Below are 17,114 nucleotides of genomic sequence, written 5' to 3' on the forward strand. Positions count from 1 at the left end.
TTAAATAAAATAACTTTTCATTTGGACATATTTATATTACTCTTTAAACTGCTCCAGCCATTGCAAAAAACTTTCGGTTGTGACAATTCCATTTTTCATTTTTTCCCTCCATATCTTAACTTCAGACGTAAGATATGAAAGCTTTTCTTTTGCATCACGATTCTGTGTATGTCTTATTGTTATCATCTTATATTTCATATAAACTTTTCTGTATTCTTTAGTTGCAATATCATTCTTTTCCTTATTTGCTCGTGTAACCTGTGCCCCTATATCTCTGCATAACCTCTTTGGATCTTGCGGAGATGGATAACCACAATAAATTGCATCTATCCTACCTTCAGGAACAAAGTACTCTCCACAGTTGGCACATTTCGTAAACTTTACATCATTGTCCATACAATGTGCTGCTTCAAATAAAAGCAATGACATTGATGATTTGATTGTATATAGAGAATGAAACTTTCCTTCATAATTTGCTATACGAAAATCAATGTGCTGAAAATTTATATTTTCGCTAAACATAGACCAAAATGCATTTACTTGATCTTCATCATATTCAGCTTCACTGGCAAGCATCAAAAAGCTGTGTTTAAATGCAACATATGACTGTGCATACCAGTAATATGCAGAAAGCAATGCCTGCTTATTCGTGGATTTTCCCAATTTACTATATCCACTACCTTCAAATATAAACTTTCCTATAGAATCTTCTTCCTTTATTTCTATGAAAAATTCATCAGGATTTGACATTTCTTTCTTACACATGTCTGCAACTAAATCCATGAATTCAAAAGTAATAATAACTGCTGCAACTATTCCAATTTTTTCTTTTAGTTTATCAACAAACCAAGGGAAAAACTCTGCTAATGTCTTCTCCGACGGTTTTTCCTCTAAGTGAGAATACTCCAATATTACTTCTTTTAATTCTGTAGGATATAATCTGGCATATTCAGCAATCATGCCTCCAATCGGATATTCTTTTATACCACGATACATAACAACATTTTTTTCTCCATCAAAATCTACTATTAATCCATCCATCTCCATAACATTAACCTCCTGTTATCAATTGATATTTTACTTTTCATTTCACAACTCGTTAACAATTACTGTTTATATTTTATATTGATAACATTATACCCTATAATCTGTAACAGTACAACAATTGAAATTCAACTTTATTGATTGATAACAAAAACTGGTCCATATAAACTTTTCAAAATTAAAGAGGACAGATCCCCCTTCACTTTATAAAGGAAAATCAGTCCTCATATACAGAGTATTTTCTACAATAATTTTTCTAAAATCTTTTTGAGCTTTCTTAAAATTCTATCCTTTCGCCATTGTATAGACTGGTAAGTTACACCTTTAACTCTTGCAACACCTGTTAATGTTTCATCATTGAAATACAAACGATCTATGATGTCCCTTTCCTCATCATTTAGTTTTGATATAGCATCTCTGAGTGCCTCAATCATCATCTGTGTTTCAACAATCTTTTCTACATCAAAGCTTTCATCAACAATATTATCTACAAAGTGTCCGTCATAATCCAGTGCTGAAAATGATATGACATTGTGCTTCCAATCTTTTCTTTGGAGATACTTTTCATGTTCTGTTATCTTCCAGTAGGCTTTGTAGACTTCTTCGCTTACAGGTACGGCTTTGCCTTTTACATAAAGGTAATATTCTTTATTAGCCATTGTGTTATCCTCCTTTTCTTTTTCTCTGTTTTGCTTTTTGAGAATAAAAAAGGAGGACTTCTACACTTTGGCGTAAAAAGTCCTCCGAAAATAACAATCAAATTAACTCTTATTGTTATTGAATTATTTAATTTTTGTGTGAAAAGTTACTTTCAAAAACTTTTATTATCAAAAAACATCGTCATCTCCCATTAAATACTCATTTATTTAGTCAAATATCAAAATGGATGTATTTACTTAAAACTCCATTTATTTGCTCGCTCTCTTATTGAAATGAATGATTTATATATTCCATCTTGACTTATAAGTTCATTATGAGTTCCTTCTTGTGCTATTTTCCCTTTATCTAAAACAATGATGTTGTCTGCTTTCCTAACAGTTTCTAACCTATGTGCAATCATAATAACTGTTTTATTCTGTACTAAATTATCAATGGCTTGCAAAATATGGCGTTCATTTTCTACATCTAAAGCACTGGTAAATTCATCTAAAATCACAATAGGAGAATCTTTGAGTATTGCTCTAGCTATCGCTATTCTTTGTTTTTCACCACCGGATAAAGTGCTACCCGCTTCGCCAATTTTAGTTTCATATTCTTTTGGCAAGTTTTTTATAAAGTCATGACAGCCCGCTTTTCTTGCAGCGGATATAACTTCCTCATCACTGGCATTTGGCTTTGCCAAACGAATATTATTCATGATTGTATCTTCAAACAAATACACATTTTGAAATACCATACTTATATTTTTCATCAATTCTTCGGTGGATATATTTGTTATTTTTGCTCCACCAATCAGAATTTCTCCTTCGCTTACATCATAAAATCTTGGTATAAGCTTGCAAAATGTTGTTTTTCCTGATCCTGAATGTCCGATAATTGCCGTAAGTGTGTTCGGTTTAAGCACCACCGATATTCCCCTTAAAACTTCTCCTTTTCCGTAAGAAAAACCCACATTTTTAAATTCTATTTCATTAGATTTTATATTTTGAATAGGTGATAATACCTTTATTTCTTCAACATTTTCCATGCCACCTATATCTTTTAATGAACTATCTAAAAGACCGATCATGGAAAGAATAGAACCTGCTTGACTTACAGACTGGAATATTACAAAGCTCATAATCAATAAATTTATAGCTTTTTGAGGAGAAACTTCTCCACTATTCCACATAAAAAACGCATAGCTAATAATCATAATTTCAAACAGCTGTATCGTAAGTCCTGCACCTATGCTTGAGGGAATAGATTTTTCGGATAAATTTATATTGTTAACACAACTCCCATTTATAGCTTTTTTTACTCTTTCATCTTTTACTCCCATACTAAAAGCCTTAATTACGCTTATTCCCTGTATAAATTCAATACCACTTTCCGTTAATTTTGTTTGTGCTAATTGTCTTTTGGGAGCTTCTCTTCTTGAAATTTTCATTTGATAATTAACTACAAACAAATATGTTAATATGCCTGCAAATATTACAACGGAAACTTGCCATTCATAGTAAGCAAATCCCAAAACTATTGATATAGCAGATAAAATTCCACCTATCACATGAATTAAAATGATTGGTGCAACTTGTTCTACAGTTGAAATAGATGTAGTCAGTGTTGAGTTTATATTTCCTACTGAATTTTTGCTAAAGAACCCTAAATAGAGTTTTTTAAATAATGAGCCAAAATATAACCTTTTATCTTTCGCCATCTCAAATCCAACGGATACAGAACCCAGTTGTGTGAAATAACCAAACACAAATACACCTGCGATACATATGATGCCGATTACTAAGACTCTATAAATGTAATTATACATCAAATCCCTATTAAACATGGCATTTACCGCAAAAATTATTGCTATCATTTTCAGCATAACGAATATGCCTTCTATAAATGATAGAATTAAAATTTTGACTAAACTGCCTTGCCTTTTCTCACTAAAGTTCCATACACTTTTTATAGCTTCAAACATATTCTCACCTCCAATCAATTTGCTATTTCATATAAATGCTTATACGCAGAACACGACTTAATAAGTTCTTCATGTTTTCCATCGCAAATGATTTTCCCATTTTCCATATATATGATCTTATCTGCATTTATGACAGTTTTAATTTTATGTGTAATAACAATTAGTGTTTTTCCTTTGGTAAATTCCAGTAACGCTCCTTGAATTTTTTCTTCATTTTCAATATCTGTACTTGCAGTTGCCTCATCTAATATGATAATTGGAGCATTTTTTAGAATTGCTCTGGCAATAGCTATTCTTTGCTTTTCCCCACCGGACAATCTATCACCTGCTATGGTTTCATACCCGTCAGGCAAAGCGACAATAAAATCATGGCAACCGGCTCTTTTGGCAGCTTCTATAACTTCATCATCAGTCGCAGCTTTTTTACCTACTCTAATATTTTCTAAAATACTGTCGTCAAATAAAAATGTATTTTGATCTACATAGGATATAAGAGTATTCAGGTCATTCATTGAAAGGTCTTTTACCCCTATACCGCCTATTTTTATATCCCCCTTCTCAAAATCCCAAAATCCGGCTAAAAGTTTCACTAAAGTTGATTTCCCTGAACCTGAAGTACCAATAATTGCAGTCATGGTTTTTTCTTTAATTTTTAAATTCACATCATCTAAATCATTTTTTGTCCCGTCATAAGAAAATTGTAAATTCTCAAACGAAATGTCGTATGTCATTTTTTCTTTTAAATTAGAATTTTTATTTCTCTTCAGTTCCGGATAATCTAATATTCCTTTTATCTCCTTAGCAACAGTTCCCATCTGTGCCAATTGGTCAACATAACCGGATGCCTTAACAATCGGTTTAAATATTCCAAGAGAAATCATCATAAACAAAAATAAACTCTTCTCAGTAAGACTGCCATTATTGAAAAATATCAATCCCGCAACAATTGTTGGAAATATAGATACCGGTGCTATACTATATGAAAGAGACGCATAGATCTGTGAGCTTTTCATCCAGTTTATGGCATACTCCGCATGGCGTATGACTGCATTTTTATATTTAGCATAGGAACTATCTTTCATATTGAAAGTTTTAATTACCTCAATCCCCTTGACATACTCTATAACCGCTTGATTCATATTCTTTTGTGCCTGTACTTGTCCCTCATATTTTTTCTTATATCCAATCATCATAAGCATTCCGATTGATAGTCCAAATATAACCCAAAGAAATATAATCCCGGTAAGCTTAATATTAACTGCAAGCATCCAAACAATCATGGCAATAGGTATCAATAAATTTGCAGTCATCTCAGGAAGTAGATGTGCTAATGTTTTTTCTATATCTTCCACCCTGTCTACCAATATCGTTTTTAATGTTCCACTAGGATTCATATCAAAATATCCCATCGGCAATCTAACATATTTATCACAAATTGCATATCTTAAGTCCTTTAGCGTTAAGTATGCTGCTTTATGAGATATAAGTGTTGAAATATTTGAAAGCAGCACCCCTGATATTTTGCAGATTATAGTAAAAATCAAGACATATATCATGTTGTTTCCATGAAATCCTTTGAAGATATATCCCGCTAAAATTCCAACAAAAGCATAGGATAACAGTTCGCATAGAACAGAAAGCATACTTAGCATAACAGATAAAATATATCTTTTTTTGTATGGCTTTATAAACGAATCCATTTCTTTAAAAAAGTTTGGTTCTTTCTCTTTTTTCATGACTTCACCCTATGCATTAGCTTCTTTTTCTAAAATATGTTTCCTTACGACTTTACTTCCTATATAAGCTCCTGCGATTGCTGAAACTATAACTAAGGCAAGTAAAATCAGCGTTCCCCAAGAAGAAATCATTTTGCCTGCCGCTGTAATATTTGAAGCTAACTCCTTTTCTTTCATGGCTCCTATGGTTTTATTCAGGGCTATTGTATATGGATAAATTACACTTCCAATTGACGCCAAAGTTTGCTGAATAACATAGCTGATTCCAATAAATTTTAAATTACCATAACCTTTTTTATATAGTAAAAACTCTGCTATCAATCCTGAAATTACAAACATCAAAATATATGGTGGGTAGAATGCTATCACTCCTTGAATAAGAGAATATATAAAAAACGCTCCTCTTTTTTTCACTTTCACTCCGATAACAAAGAAAACAATACCCTGTAATAATGAGTAAAGCACCGGTGTTAAAAGTATGGTAATTGGTGTTGCATACATAAATGTCCCTAAAGAAAATATCAAAATGTTACACAATGATAATAATGTAACTGTAATTATATCTTTCGCTTTCAATTTGATTTTGTTCATGATTAAGTCCTCCTATTTTTATAAAATATTTATCATCAAAATTACTATCATCCCCATCATCAATATGTAATCGCATAAATGAAACCGTAAAGTAACATAAGATGATTTTTTATGATTTAAAGCAATTCCTCTTGTTTCTGCTGAAGCTGATAAAGTTTCGCCTATTCTTATCACTCGAAAAATGAGTGAAACAATCAGAGCTTCAATATACTCCAGCTTTTCTTTTATTATATTTTTATGCTTGCAGCTTCCTCTATTTCTAAGCACCTGTCTAAGCAATTTAAAATCATTCCTTAGCACCGGAAAAAACCTGAAAGAAACTGCAAAAATCAATAATAACTTCTCAGGTATTCTTATTTTTCTAAGTCCCGCAAGCATATTTGTTGCTCCTCTACCTCCTAGAATGATAGGAAATAGTAGAAATATTAAAATAAATCGAGGAAACAAATTTGCCGCAAACATTGTAATTTCATTCGGATATATGATTTCAAGACCGTAAATGAGTCCTGTAATGACAGAAGTAATTCCAAAAGTCTTGTATCTTCTGTTTGCAAGAGAAAAAACGAGAGCTAATAAATTGCATTCAAAAATCAAACTTTTATTGTCAATTCCTACTGCTATCATACAAAGAAGCCAAAACAAAATATTTGTTCTCGAATCTAAAAGATTTTCCTCTCTTTCTGGTGGAGATTGATGTTCTAACTCTTTTTCAAATATACTTTTAATGGTTTCAATATCTCTATTCTCTTTTACCTCACAAATTCTTTGTATCGCTCCATCATCAATTTCCAAGCATTTATCCGCAACTGCTGAAATAAACTCTAAGTCGTGACTAATAATTATCACGATTTTTTTCTTTTTCATATCATTTATCAATCCAACTACGGTATCTAAACTTCTTTTGTCCATTCCTGATGTGGGTTCATCTAAAATAACCACACTTTTATCCGAAAGATACGCCATCATTAAGGTTAATTTTTGCATTTGCCCACCTGAAAGAGAAAATGGATGTCTATCCCGATATTTCCACATATCAAATCGATTGAGTAGAGCTTCTATCTCGTCATATTTGTTTCGATTTACACCATACTCTAGTTCAGATAATACAGAATTTGTAAAAAATTGAAATTCAGCTTCTTGCATAATAAAGAGGCTTTCCTGCAATAGCCTCCTCTGGCTCAATTCTTTTTCCTTTAGAAAAACTCTACCCTTTTTTGGTTTTAATAGTCCACATATACATTTCCCTAAGGTAGTTTTACCTGAACCATTTTTTCCAATCAAGCAGGTAACTTCTCCCAAATAAGCTGTAAACGACAAATCATTTATAATATGTTGTTTTTTATATCCAAAGGATATATTTTTTACCTCTAATTTATAATTGACAACATTAGAACACTTCTTCTGAACCTCAATCTGCTTCAAATCCGTAACTCGTAAACACAAATTATTTAATTCATCCTTAGAAAATATCTTAAAATCGTCCTTATCATACTTTTCATAAAAGCTTCCATTTTTTATCAGCCAATATTCATCAGCCAACTCTTTCAAATAGTAAAGCCTATGCTCACTGATTATTAGAGTTTTTCCATCTTCTTTTAGAAGCAATAAGATATTTTTCAGTTTTTCTATGGCTAAATAATCTAAGTTTGCAGTTGGCTCATCCAATAAAATAATATCCGTATCCATCGCCCAAGCTGCCATAATCGCTATGAGCTGACGTTCTCCGCTCGATAGCTTAAATACTTCTCTGTTTTTTAAATACTCTAAACCAAATTTTGAAAAAGCATCTTGTGTTCTTTTTCTTATGGCTTCATGGCTGATTCCTTTGTTTTCAAGTCCAAAAGAAATTTCTGTCTCACTTTCCATGGTAAAAAATTGGCTCCTTGGATCTTGAAAAACCGACGAAACCAACTCCCCAACCTCTCCAATATTTTTCTTTCCAATATTCTGACCATTAACCAATATGCATCCCTTAAATACTCCTTCATAAAATTCAGGAATTAAATGATTTAAACATCTGAGTAATGTTGATTTACCCTACAATGTCAAGTAATTGATATTAAAAAAGCACTTAAATTTTTGAGGTTAATTTTACTCATTTTTAAGTGCTTTTTATTCTAGCTATTTTACTTTTTTTACCTAGAGTTTAAATCTTTACATATTTTGTTGAACGACCACTGCCTACCTGTTTTATCTTTTCATTGTCCTGTAATTCTTTTAGGGCTCGTTCTATAGTCCTTTGTGATATATTTGGACAAAGAATCATAATATCTTTTTTGGAAAGTGGCTCTAATGATTTTTGAATAACAGAAAATACTCTTTCAGGTGAAGTCAATTTTTCTTTTCCAATGAGGTTAAATCTGTCATCACATTCTTTATATGCTTTTAAGAAAACCCCTAGCATATACTTTATGAATGGAAGTTCATCATTTTCTCCGGTATGCCATTTTTCACTGGAGTTCTGTAATTCTTCATAATAAGAGTCTTTGGTTTCTTCAATGAGCATTTCTATACTGATATACCTTCCAACAAAATAACCGAACTTATAAAGTAAAAGAAGTGTCAGTATCCTACTCATTCTTCCATTACCATCATCAAAGGGATGGATACATAAGAAATCATGTATAAGTGCAGGTATTAGAATTAGTGGTGGAATATTTGCTTTCATCGCTTTATTATAAGCCTCCACCATTTCATCAAAGTAATGTTCCGTTTCAAAGCTACTTACCGGCTGAAATCGTATTTTTTTATTTCCTAAAGCATCTACTTCTACAATGGTGTTATCCATAGTCTTAAATTTCCCCTTATTATTTATATAGGAATAAGAATATAACTGATTATGAAGTGTTAAGATGTCATTTTTATTAAATTCTATATAGGCATAATTTTCATGGATAATATCAAGCACATGTCTATATCCTGCAATTTCTTCTTCATTTCTGTTTTTAGGTTCTGTCTTTTTATTCATCAGTTCCTTAAGTCTTGCATCATTGGTATAAATTCCTTCAATAGCATTGGAAGACTTTGTACTTTGTATTTTAGCAACATCTATCATCTTCTCTAAAATGTCCGGATAATTTTCTACATAGAGTTCCTGCTTTCCCTTATATTCATGAATCTTTGCAATAGTATGATATATATTAACGGGTAAAGATAGCTTCATAAGTTTTAAATAATTAAATTTCCTCAAAACATCACCTCCTTTTTCATAGCCATTATATCATATTTGGCTACGAAAAATCAATAGTGGCGAGAATAATCTCGCCATTATTTTCATTTTGGCGTATTAAAATTAAAGTTGGCGAGATTATGAGTTACTTTTAATACTATCCATCTATATCTCTACAATCTCTATTTTTCCAGTTCTTGATGCGATTATTTTATCAATTGAAGAGTCCACATAAGCCTTAAGCAAATCTTCTTCATCTAAGATGGCAATATCCGTTTCTTTCCTTGAATCAATCTTCTCTGACTTCAATTCTTCCAACTTACTCTCCAATAATATCTTTTTATCTTGGATAAGAGTTTTTTCCTTTAAATACTCATCTTTTGAAATATTTTTCTTTTTGTAGTTTTCATAAATATTTTGTAAATTACTGTTTAATATAGATATTTCCTTTAGAATATCTTCTTTTTCTTTCTCATAATCTATATTGTCTTTTTTTAATGTGTTTTGAATCTTAAACTCTTTTAATTTAGGTTTTATAAGTTCAATAATATCTTTCTCTTTGATATTGTTTGGTGTTTTTTCAGCTTTACATAAATTACAATAATAACTTTTGTACTTACATATTTTATCAGAATTCTTCTTTTGTCTACTGTCACATCGAAAACTCATATGTCTGCCACATTCTTTACAAAAAATCTTATTAGAAAAAATAGAACGATTTTTCTTTCCTGTGTATCCTCCAAAACTTCGTTTTTCTTTTATTCTTTTTACCTTATCAAATACTTCTCTGGAAATAATTGCTTCATGAGTGTTAGGTATTATCTTCCACTCTTCTTCAGGAAGTAAAAATTTTTTTCTTCCACCTATTTTAGTTTCTCTGTATTTATTGTATACATAATCACCTGTATACAGTTCATTACTTGTAAGCTGAGATATAGATGGATTTGTCCAAACTCTTTTCTTTACTTTACTTCCAGTAGCCAAATTTCCGGTATAATCCGAAAGTTTAAGTTCTTCTTTTCGTTCAGAGCGAGTGATATAGCCTTTTTCATTAAATATATTGGCAATTTGAATGCAAGAATGCCCTTTTAACAACAAGTCAAAGGCTTCTTTAACTATAAAAGCTGTCTTTTTATCAATAATAATATGATATTTATCTTCAGGATCTTTAATGTATCCAAAAGGTGCTGCCCAGTTCGTATTCTTTCCTTGTGATTTGATTTGTTTAACAGCGCCTCTCACCTTCTCAGATAATTCCTTACTGAATAAATCATAATACAAAGTTTTAAATTGTGTATCTGTATCTATTCCGTTTCCATTTTCATTTATGGAATCATAATTATCATTGATAGCAATAAATCGTATTTTTAAAAACGGGAATATATTACTCAAATAATCTCCAAGCAAAATATAATCTCTTGAAAACCTCGACATATCCTTTACGATTATAGTTCCTACTCTACCATTCTTTATATCATCAACAAGTCTTAAAAATGAAGGTCTGTTTGTATTAGTAGCAGAATATCCATCATCTATATATTCTTCTATTTCACTGTCCTTCAGCGAGTTCTCATTTTCAATGTAACTTCTTATATAATCTCTCTGATTTACTATGCTTATACTTTCATCCGTTTTTTTATAATCTTCCTCTGAAAGTCTCAGATAAATAGCTATTCTATTCATTCTATACCTCCAACTGTTTCTCCATATCTTTATCAAGGTTAAATTTAAAGTATATGGTTACTTGCTTATATTTTGAGATTTCTATATGACTAATTAGAGTATCAACCAGTTCTTTATCCACATCTATACTCTTATCCTCTAAGCAGCAAAATAGAGCTTCTATGAATTTTTTAAGTTCCTTTTTTCTTTTCTTCACATTTCTTTTTTTATCATCCAAGATTTTCAATTCATTTTTTATTGTTTTTATCTGTCTGTCTATTTTATTGCTTTCCTTTTTAAATTCACTTAAAAGAACGTCGCCCTTAACATAATTTTCGTATTGTTCCTGCAATTTAACTCTAAGAGCATCAATCTTTTTATTATTTGTATCTGTTTTTAGAGAAATTTGATTTATCTTTTCAGCACTTACCTTCTCCAAATAAGTTTTAAGGCGTAGTCCTTTATCCTCTTGATAAAAACTTAAAAATAGTCGTTTTAAAGTATCAAGTAAAATTCTATCCAGATCCGTTTCATAAATTCTGACATGAGATTTTTCTAAATTTAACCTATCTATGCCTTTACAATAATAGCAATAGCAAATTTCATCATTAACTTTAATTCCCCTTGATCCATATTGTTTTTTCAAATTTCTCCCGCAAATACTACATCTTATGAGTCCATCATACTTTCCTTCTTTGTTATGATCTCTTTGAATTTTTACTCTGACATTTTCTTTTCCGTCTTTTATGATGTTTTTTAGCGAATAATAAGGCAGTGATCCTAGGTTTTCCTCTTTTATTTTCTTTACCTCATCAAATACTCCCCTTGAAATAATCGCTTCATGAGTATTCTCTTTTACAATCCACTCTTTTTTATCACGAAACTTACTTTTTTTCATTGGATTATGCCTATTTGAATATATCCTTTGGGTTAAATTTCCTATATACACTTCATCAGAAAGCATTTTAGATATATAAGAAATGTCCCATTGTTTTTCATGTTCTTTATCCTTAAAAACATCTCCTGTTCTCTTATATTCAGCAGGTGTCGTATATATTTTAGTCAATTCTCTTGCTATTTGTATATTGGATTTGCATTGACTTGCTAAATGAAACATAAGCCTTACTACATCTGCTACTTTTTCATCTATCACCAGAACTCTTTTTCGATCAATTATCTCCACCTTATAGCCATACGGAGCCATAGCTCCTATAAAAGACCCTTGTTTCATTTTTACTTCTTTTGAGGCTTTTACTTTCTTTGAAATATCTTTGGCATATAAATCATTGAAGATATTTTTTATTGCTATTTCATAACTCTTATCCGATTTTATACCATCCTTGGTATCAAGGTTGTCATTTACGGAAATAAATCTTACCTCTAAAAATGGAAATACTTTTTCTATATAGTTTGAAATTTCTAAATATTCCCTTCCAAATCTTGACATATCTTTTACGATGATACAATTTATTCTTCCTATTCTTACATCTTCCATCATTTCAAGAAATCCGGGTCTTTTAAATAATGAAGTGAGATAGCGTTACTTTTGAAAACACAGGAAAAATCAAGGTTTTCCAGATAGCGGACAAGCAAGGAATGTACTAAAACAGAATACGCACACAGGCGGCGTTTACTAATTCCCTTACGGGAAGATAGGAACGCCGCTATTTTTATGCCCTCATGTTACGCAGTAGAGCAAAAAAAAGCCTTGTATCATGCGGCTTTGCGGGCGCGGTTTTGACCGGGCAAGGGGAATATACCTTTTCCCTCAAAATCGCCGTTCTACTGCATAACAAATCCACAGCAAAGGAGTTGATGAAGCTATGGCAGTTTTCCGGGTGGAACGAAACAAGGGCTATACCGTAATGAGCAACCACCACCTACGCAACAAGGAGCTGACGCTAAAAGCGAAAGGCTTACTATCGCAAATGCTGTCCTTGCCGGAGGATTGGGACTATACCCTTGCGGGGCTATCCCACATCAACAAGGAAAGTATCGACGCTATCCGTACCGCCGTTTGGGAGCTTGAAAAAGCCGGATATATCATGCGGCAGCAAGGACGCGACGACAAAGGCAAAATGACCGCTATTGAGTACACCATTTATGAGCAGCCGCAGACCCCGCCGCCATTGGATAAGCCGATATTGGAAAATCCAACAACGGGCAATCCGATATTGGAAAATCCGACGACGGATAACCCGACGACGGAAAATCCAACGCAATTAAATAAAGATATATCAAGAACTGACCTACCAAAAAAAGAAAAATCAAATACGGATTTATCAAGTACCCATTCCATTCCTATCCATTCCCCTAACCCCCTGCCTTACGACGAGGACGCGGCAGAGCCGCCGGAACGGAAAGGAACAGAAGCGGCGACACAAAGCGCAGTAGAGATATACCGGGAAATCATCAAGGACAATATCGAGTATGATTTTCTCTTGCGGGAAAACCGCTTGGATAAAGACCGCATAGACGAGATTGTAGACCTCATGCTTGAAACGGTATGCACAGCGCGTAAAACAATCCGTATCGCCGGGGACGACTACCCCGCCGAGCTTGTAAAGGCAAAGTTTATGAAGCTGGATAGCGAACATATCCGCTTTGTGCTTGATTGTATGCGGGAAAACACAACGAAAGTCCGCAACATCAAGCAGTACCTACGGGCGGTGCTGTTCAACGCCCCGTCCACTATCGGCAACTATTACACTTCCCTTGTCGCTCACGATATGGCGACGGGCAAAATCTGAAAGGAGTGCAGACCATGAAACAGGGAGCTTTGATTTTTGATGAAACCACCGACCGCTACGACATTCGTTTTGACATTGCCGACTACTACGGCGGCTTGCATTGCGGGGAGTGTTTCGACGTGTTCACAGGCGGCAAGTGGAAGCCGACCCGCATTGAAATGGGCGAAAACTGGTATCTCGTCGGTATCCGCGCCGAGGATTTGAACGGCTTGCGGGTGCGGATTTAAGCGGGGCGACGTGAAGAACGGACGCCCTATTTTTGCGCCCAGAAGCGGCGTACCACCCTAACAGCTATCACCAAACCGCGAAAGGAGGACGGTAAATGCAAGATGAAGTCAACGAAAAAGTAGTTGCCATATCCATAAAGGCAACGAAATTAACGGCGGCACTTTTACAAGCCGCCATGAAAAAGCTGCTTGCACAGGCAAAAAAGCAGCTTGATAAACAGGCGGTACCCAAAGGCAAACAGACCTTAAAGCAGCTTATGAAGCAGAACGCGGGCGTTTCCAATATCGAAATCACCGACGACAATATCAAAGCCTTTGAGAGTACGGCGAAGAAGTACGGCGTTGATTTTGCGCTGAAAAAGGACACAACCGAAACGCCGCCCCGCTATCTCGTATTTTTCAAGGGGCGCGACGCCGACGTTTTGACCGCAGCCTTTAAGGAGTTTAGCGCAAAGAAGCTGACACAGGATAAGAAGCCCTCAATCCGCAAGGCGTTAGCCGCCTTTAGGGAAACGGCGAAGCAGCTTAACGCCGAGCGCGTCAAGGTAAAAAATCAGACAAGAGGGGGTATCGAGCTATGAAAAGCGTAAACGTAAAAAAGCTGCTGCTTCCGAATATCCCCTATCTGCTCTTTGTCTATCTCTTTGGTAAAGCGGCACAGGCGGTACGTCTGTCGCCGGGTATGGATTTATCCGGCAAGATATTACATCTTGGGGACGGTTTCGCCGCCGCCTTTTCCTCACTTGCGCCGAGCTTCAACCCCGTTGATTTACTCGTCGGCATTGCGGGCGCGGTGCTTATCCGGCTGATTGTCTATGTGAAAGGCAAGAACGCGAAGAAATACCGCAAGGGCGTTGAATACGGCTCGGCGCGGTGGGGCAACGCCGAGGACATAAAGCCGTATATCGACCCCGCATTTGAAAATAACGTGCTGCTCACGCAGACCGAACGGCTGATGATGAACAGCCGCCCGAAGCAGCCGAAGTATGCGAGAAACAAAAACGTGCTTGTAATCGGCGGCAGCGGAAGCGGCAAGACAAGGTTTTTCGTCAAGCCTAACCTTATGCAAATGCACAGCAGCTATGTTGTTACCGACCCGAAAGGAACGGTTTTAATCGAGTGCGGAAAGCTCTTGCAGCGCGGCGGGTATCGGATAAAGGTACTCAATACGATTAACTTCAAAAAGAGCATGAAATACAACCCCTTTTCGTATATCCGCGACGAAAAGGACATTTTGAAGCTCGTAAACACCCTGATTGCCAACACCAAAGGCAGCGGGGAAAAAAGCGGGGAGGATTTTTGGGTGAAAGCCGAACGGCTCTTTTATTGCGCCTTAATCGGATATATCCACTATGAAGCCCCGGAAGCGGAAAAGAACTTTACGACGCTGCTTGAAATGATAAATGCGTCGGAAGCCCGCGAGGACGACAGCGAGTTTCAAAGCCCCGTTGACCTCATGTTTGAACGCTTGGAGGAAAAAGACCCGGAGCATTTCGCGGTGAAGCAGTACAAAAAGTTTCTATTAAGCGCGGGCAAGACCCGTTCCTCTATCCTCATTTCTTGCGGGGCGCGGCTTGCCCCCTTTGACATTAAGGAGCTACGGGAGCTTATGGAAAGCGACGAATTGGAGCTTGACACGTTGGGCGACAGGAAAACGGCGTTGTTCATCATCACGAGTGATACGGACAGTACCTTTGACTTCGTTACGGCTATGATAGTATCGCAGCTTTTCAATCTGCTTTGCACAAAGGCAGATGATGAATACGGCGGGCGGCTTCCCGTCCATGTGCGTTGTCTGCTTGACGAGGTAGCCAATATCACAATCCCTAATCTCGAAAGGCTTATAAGCGTATTCCGAAGTAGGGAAATTTCCGCTTGCTTGGTGGTGCAGGCGCAGAGCCAGTTAAAGGCAATCTACAAGGAAAACGCCGACACAATCATTGGGAATTGCGATACGACGCTGTTTTTGGGCGGCAAGGAAAAAACGACGCTCAAAGAAATATCGGAGGTTTTGGGGAAAGAAACAATTGACAGCTTCAACACTTCTGAAAACCGGGGGCGGGACGTTTCCCATGGGCTGAACTATCAGAAGTTGGGGAAAGAACTCATGTCGCAGGACGAAATCGCCGTAATGGACGGGGGCAAGTGCATTTTGCAGTTGCGCGGCGTTCGCCCGTTCTTTTCGGATAAGTTTGACATCACCCGGCACCCGAAATACAAGTACCTTTCCGATTTTGACAAGAAACATACCTTTGACATTGAACAGTTTCTAAAGCGGCAGCGCCGCCCGGTAATCATCAAGCCGGACACCGTTTTTGACTATTACGAAATCGACGAAACAGATTTGCAGGAGGACGCGCCATGAATAAGCGTATCAAGAAGAAAAAGGAACAACAGCGGCTTGCGTGGACGATACGGGAGCTTGTCGCAGAAGCGCGGCGGCAGGAAGAACGGCGGCAAGCCGTAATCCGGCGTTTTGTAGACGCTTACGGCAGATATTATGAGCAGCAAAGGGCGCAGACAGGCGTTTGACTTGTCCGCGCTTTTCCTATCCGCAGAGCCACAAAGGGGGTGATGAAGCAATCAAAACCGTAAACGTGGGCTACATGGTACGCGCCCCTACCGGGAGCCGTACCCTTTCACAACTGAATACCGCCGCGCAGCAGCTACGCAGCGCGGGGACACAAGCCGCCGAACATGGGCGGCTTTTTTCATATCCAAAAACAAAATCAAACAATTTTGACAGCCGCAAAAGCGGCAGAAAGAGAGGTCATTTAATGGATTTTTTTAATTCGGCAGTAGACGTTTTGCAGACACTCGTTATCGCTCTTGGGGCGGGGCTTGGCATTTGGGGAGTTATCAACTTGCTTGAGGGCTACGGCAACGACAATCGTGCGACACGTTCATAAGTGAAAAGCTTATGCACTAAGTCGAAGAACTAAAAGTTCAAAACTTAGGAGAACTGGCAATCTGATAGGTAGAATGAAGGGGTAACGCCCTGAAATGCCTACACTGATACTCCGATTGGCAATGAATATTAGACTATTTCATTGTCAAAAGCTCGGTGAAGTCGGCAGAGAGTAGCCGTAAGACTGATATTAACATCAGACACGAAAGCTGTTCAGAGGTGGACGGTGCTACCTATATGCCGGGTGTCGAATACGCATGGTGAGAATGTGCATACCAAAGCACTGACGTACTTCCGAATGTACAAGTCTAAACGTTTGAATTTGCCTAACGGCAATTCCCATCAAAGATGGGGTGTTTGTGGATGAGTAAGAATGGTTGTTATGAAAATCCATATATCGTTAC

15 protein-coding genes and 2 pseudogenes are annotated in these 17,114 nt (G+C 36.1%); 6 read left to right on the forward strand and 11 right to left on the reverse strand.

The window, feature by feature from the left end; genetic code table 11:
* Window positions 1–36: 36 nt before the first annotated feature.
* From BM120_RS03055 to BM120_RS11200, 11 genes and pseudogenes are all read right to left on the reverse strand, one after another.
* A complete protein-coding gene (locus BM120_RS03055; protein ID WP_091993186.1) occupies window positions 37–1,047 on the reverse strand; it encodes a DUF6076 domain-containing protein in 1,011 nt (336 codons plus the stop codon).
* Between the two features lie 239 nt (window positions 1,048–1,286).
* Window positions 1,287–1,703 carry a sigma factor-like helix-turn-helix DNA-binding protein gene (locus tag BM120_RS03060; RefSeq protein ID WP_091993188.1) on the reverse strand — a complete coding sequence of 139 codons (417 nt, stop codon included), beginning with the start codon at window positions 1,701–1,703 and terminating at the stop codon, window positions 1,287–1,289.
* 233 nt (window positions 1,704–1,936) lie between these two features.
* Window positions 1,937–3,667 (reverse strand): ABC transporter ATP-binding protein, encoded by a 1,731-nt coding sequence (locus BM120_RS03065; protein WP_091993190.1) that lies wholly within the window; start codon window positions 3,665–3,667, stop codon window positions 1,937–1,939.
* A gap of 14 nt (window positions 3,668–3,681) precedes the next feature.
* A complete protein-coding gene (locus BM120_RS03070) occupies window positions 3,682–5,403 on the reverse strand; it encodes an ABC transporter ATP-binding protein (protein WP_091993192.1) in 1,722 nt (573 codons plus the stop codon).
* A 9-nt stretch (window positions 5,404–5,412) separates the two neighbouring features.
* On the reverse strand, window positions 5,413–5,994 hold the full coding sequence (locus tag BM120_RS03075) for an MptD family putative ECF transporter S component (protein ID WP_091993194.1): 582 nt from the start codon (window positions 5,992–5,994) through the stop codon (window positions 5,413–5,415).
* Window positions 5,995–6,012: 18 nt separating this feature from the next.
* Window positions 6,013–7,680: an ATP-binding cassette domain-containing protein gene (locus BM120_RS03080; protein WP_278335326.1), complete on the reverse strand. Its 1,668-nt coding sequence runs from the start codon at window positions 7,678–7,680 to the stop codon at window positions 6,013–6,015.
* Window positions 7,654–8,019: pseudogene (locus BM120_RS11195) on the reverse strand (ATP-binding cassette domain-containing protein); the annotation flags it as partial. The gene BM120_RS03080 and the pseudogene BM120_RS11195, both read right to left, overlap by 27 nt.
* 121 nt (window positions 8,020–8,140) lie before the next feature.
* Window positions 8,141–9,157 (reverse strand): Fic family protein, encoded by a 1,017-nt coding sequence (locus BM120_RS03085; RefSeq protein ID WP_330389325.1) that lies wholly within the window; start codon window positions 9,155–9,157, stop codon window positions 8,141–8,143.
* 171 nt (window positions 9,158–9,328) lie between these two features.
* The gene (locus tag BM120_RS03090; RefSeq protein WP_091993198.1) at window positions 9,329–10,846 is read right to left on the reverse strand and encodes a recombinase family protein; all 1,518 of its coding nucleotides are present in this window, start codon (window positions 10,844–10,846) and stop codon (window positions 9,329–9,331) included.
* Between the two features lies 1 nt (window position 10,847).
* Window positions 10,848–12,056, reverse strand: a complete 1,209-nt coding sequence (locus BM120_RS03095) for a recombinase family protein (RefSeq protein ID WP_330389343.1) — start codon at window positions 12,054–12,056, stop codon at window positions 10,848–10,850.
* A pseudogene (locus BM120_RS11200) lies at window positions 12,057–12,332 on the reverse strand (recombinase family protein); the annotation flags it as partial. It abuts the gene before it with no gap.
* 316 nt (window positions 12,333–12,648) lie between these two features.
* On the opposite strand from BM120_RS11200, the gene BM120_RS03100 reads away from it, so the two are divergent.
* The 6 genes from BM120_RS03100 (at window position 12,649) to BM120_RS11375 (ending at window position 16,711) form a co-directional block, all read left to right on the forward strand.
* The gene (locus tag BM120_RS03100; protein WP_091993200.1) at window positions 12,649–13,575 is read left to right on the forward strand and encodes a DUF6017 domain-containing protein; all 927 of its coding nucleotides are present in this window, start codon (window positions 12,649–12,651) and stop codon (window positions 13,573–13,575) included.
* A 14-nt stretch (window positions 13,576–13,589) separates the two neighbouring features.
* Window positions 13,590–13,802 (forward strand): DUF5348 domain-containing protein, encoded by a 213-nt coding sequence (locus tag BM120_RS03105; protein WP_091993201.1) that lies wholly within the window; start codon window positions 13,590–13,592, stop codon window positions 13,800–13,802.
* 95 nt (window positions 13,803–13,897) lie between these two features.
* Window positions 13,898–14,383: a PcfB family protein gene (locus BM120_RS03110; protein ID WP_091993203.1), complete on the forward strand. Its 486-nt coding sequence runs from the start codon at window positions 13,898–13,900 to the stop codon at window positions 14,381–14,383.
* Window positions 14,380–16,167 carry a VirD4-like conjugal transfer protein, CD1115 family gene (locus tag BM120_RS03115; protein WP_091993205.1) on the forward strand — a complete coding sequence of 596 codons (1,788 nt, stop codon included), beginning with the start codon at window positions 14,380–14,382 and terminating at the stop codon, window positions 16,165–16,167. The genes BM120_RS03110 and BM120_RS03115 overlap by 4 nt, the downstream gene beginning before the upstream one ends.
* Window positions 16,164–16,334, forward strand: a complete 171-nt coding sequence (locus BM120_RS10835; RefSeq protein WP_177187361.1) for a hypothetical protein — start codon at window positions 16,164–16,166, stop codon at window positions 16,332–16,334. Before BM120_RS03115 ends, BM120_RS10835 begins: the two co-directional genes overlap by 4 nt.
* 74 nt (window positions 16,335–16,408) lie before the next feature.
* Complete coding sequence (locus tag BM120_RS11375; RefSeq protein WP_442956749.1) at window positions 16,409–16,711, forward strand: Maff2 family mobile element protein; 303 nt, start codon at window positions 16,409–16,411, stop codon at window positions 16,709–16,711.
* The last annotated feature ends 403 nt before the right edge of the window (window positions 16,712–17,114 follow it).

The sequence above is a fragment of the Peptostreptococcus sp. D1 genome (assembly GCF_900112955.1).
Taxonomy (GTDB): Bacteria; Bacillota; Clostridia; order Peptostreptococcales; family Peptostreptococcaceae; genus Peptostreptococcus.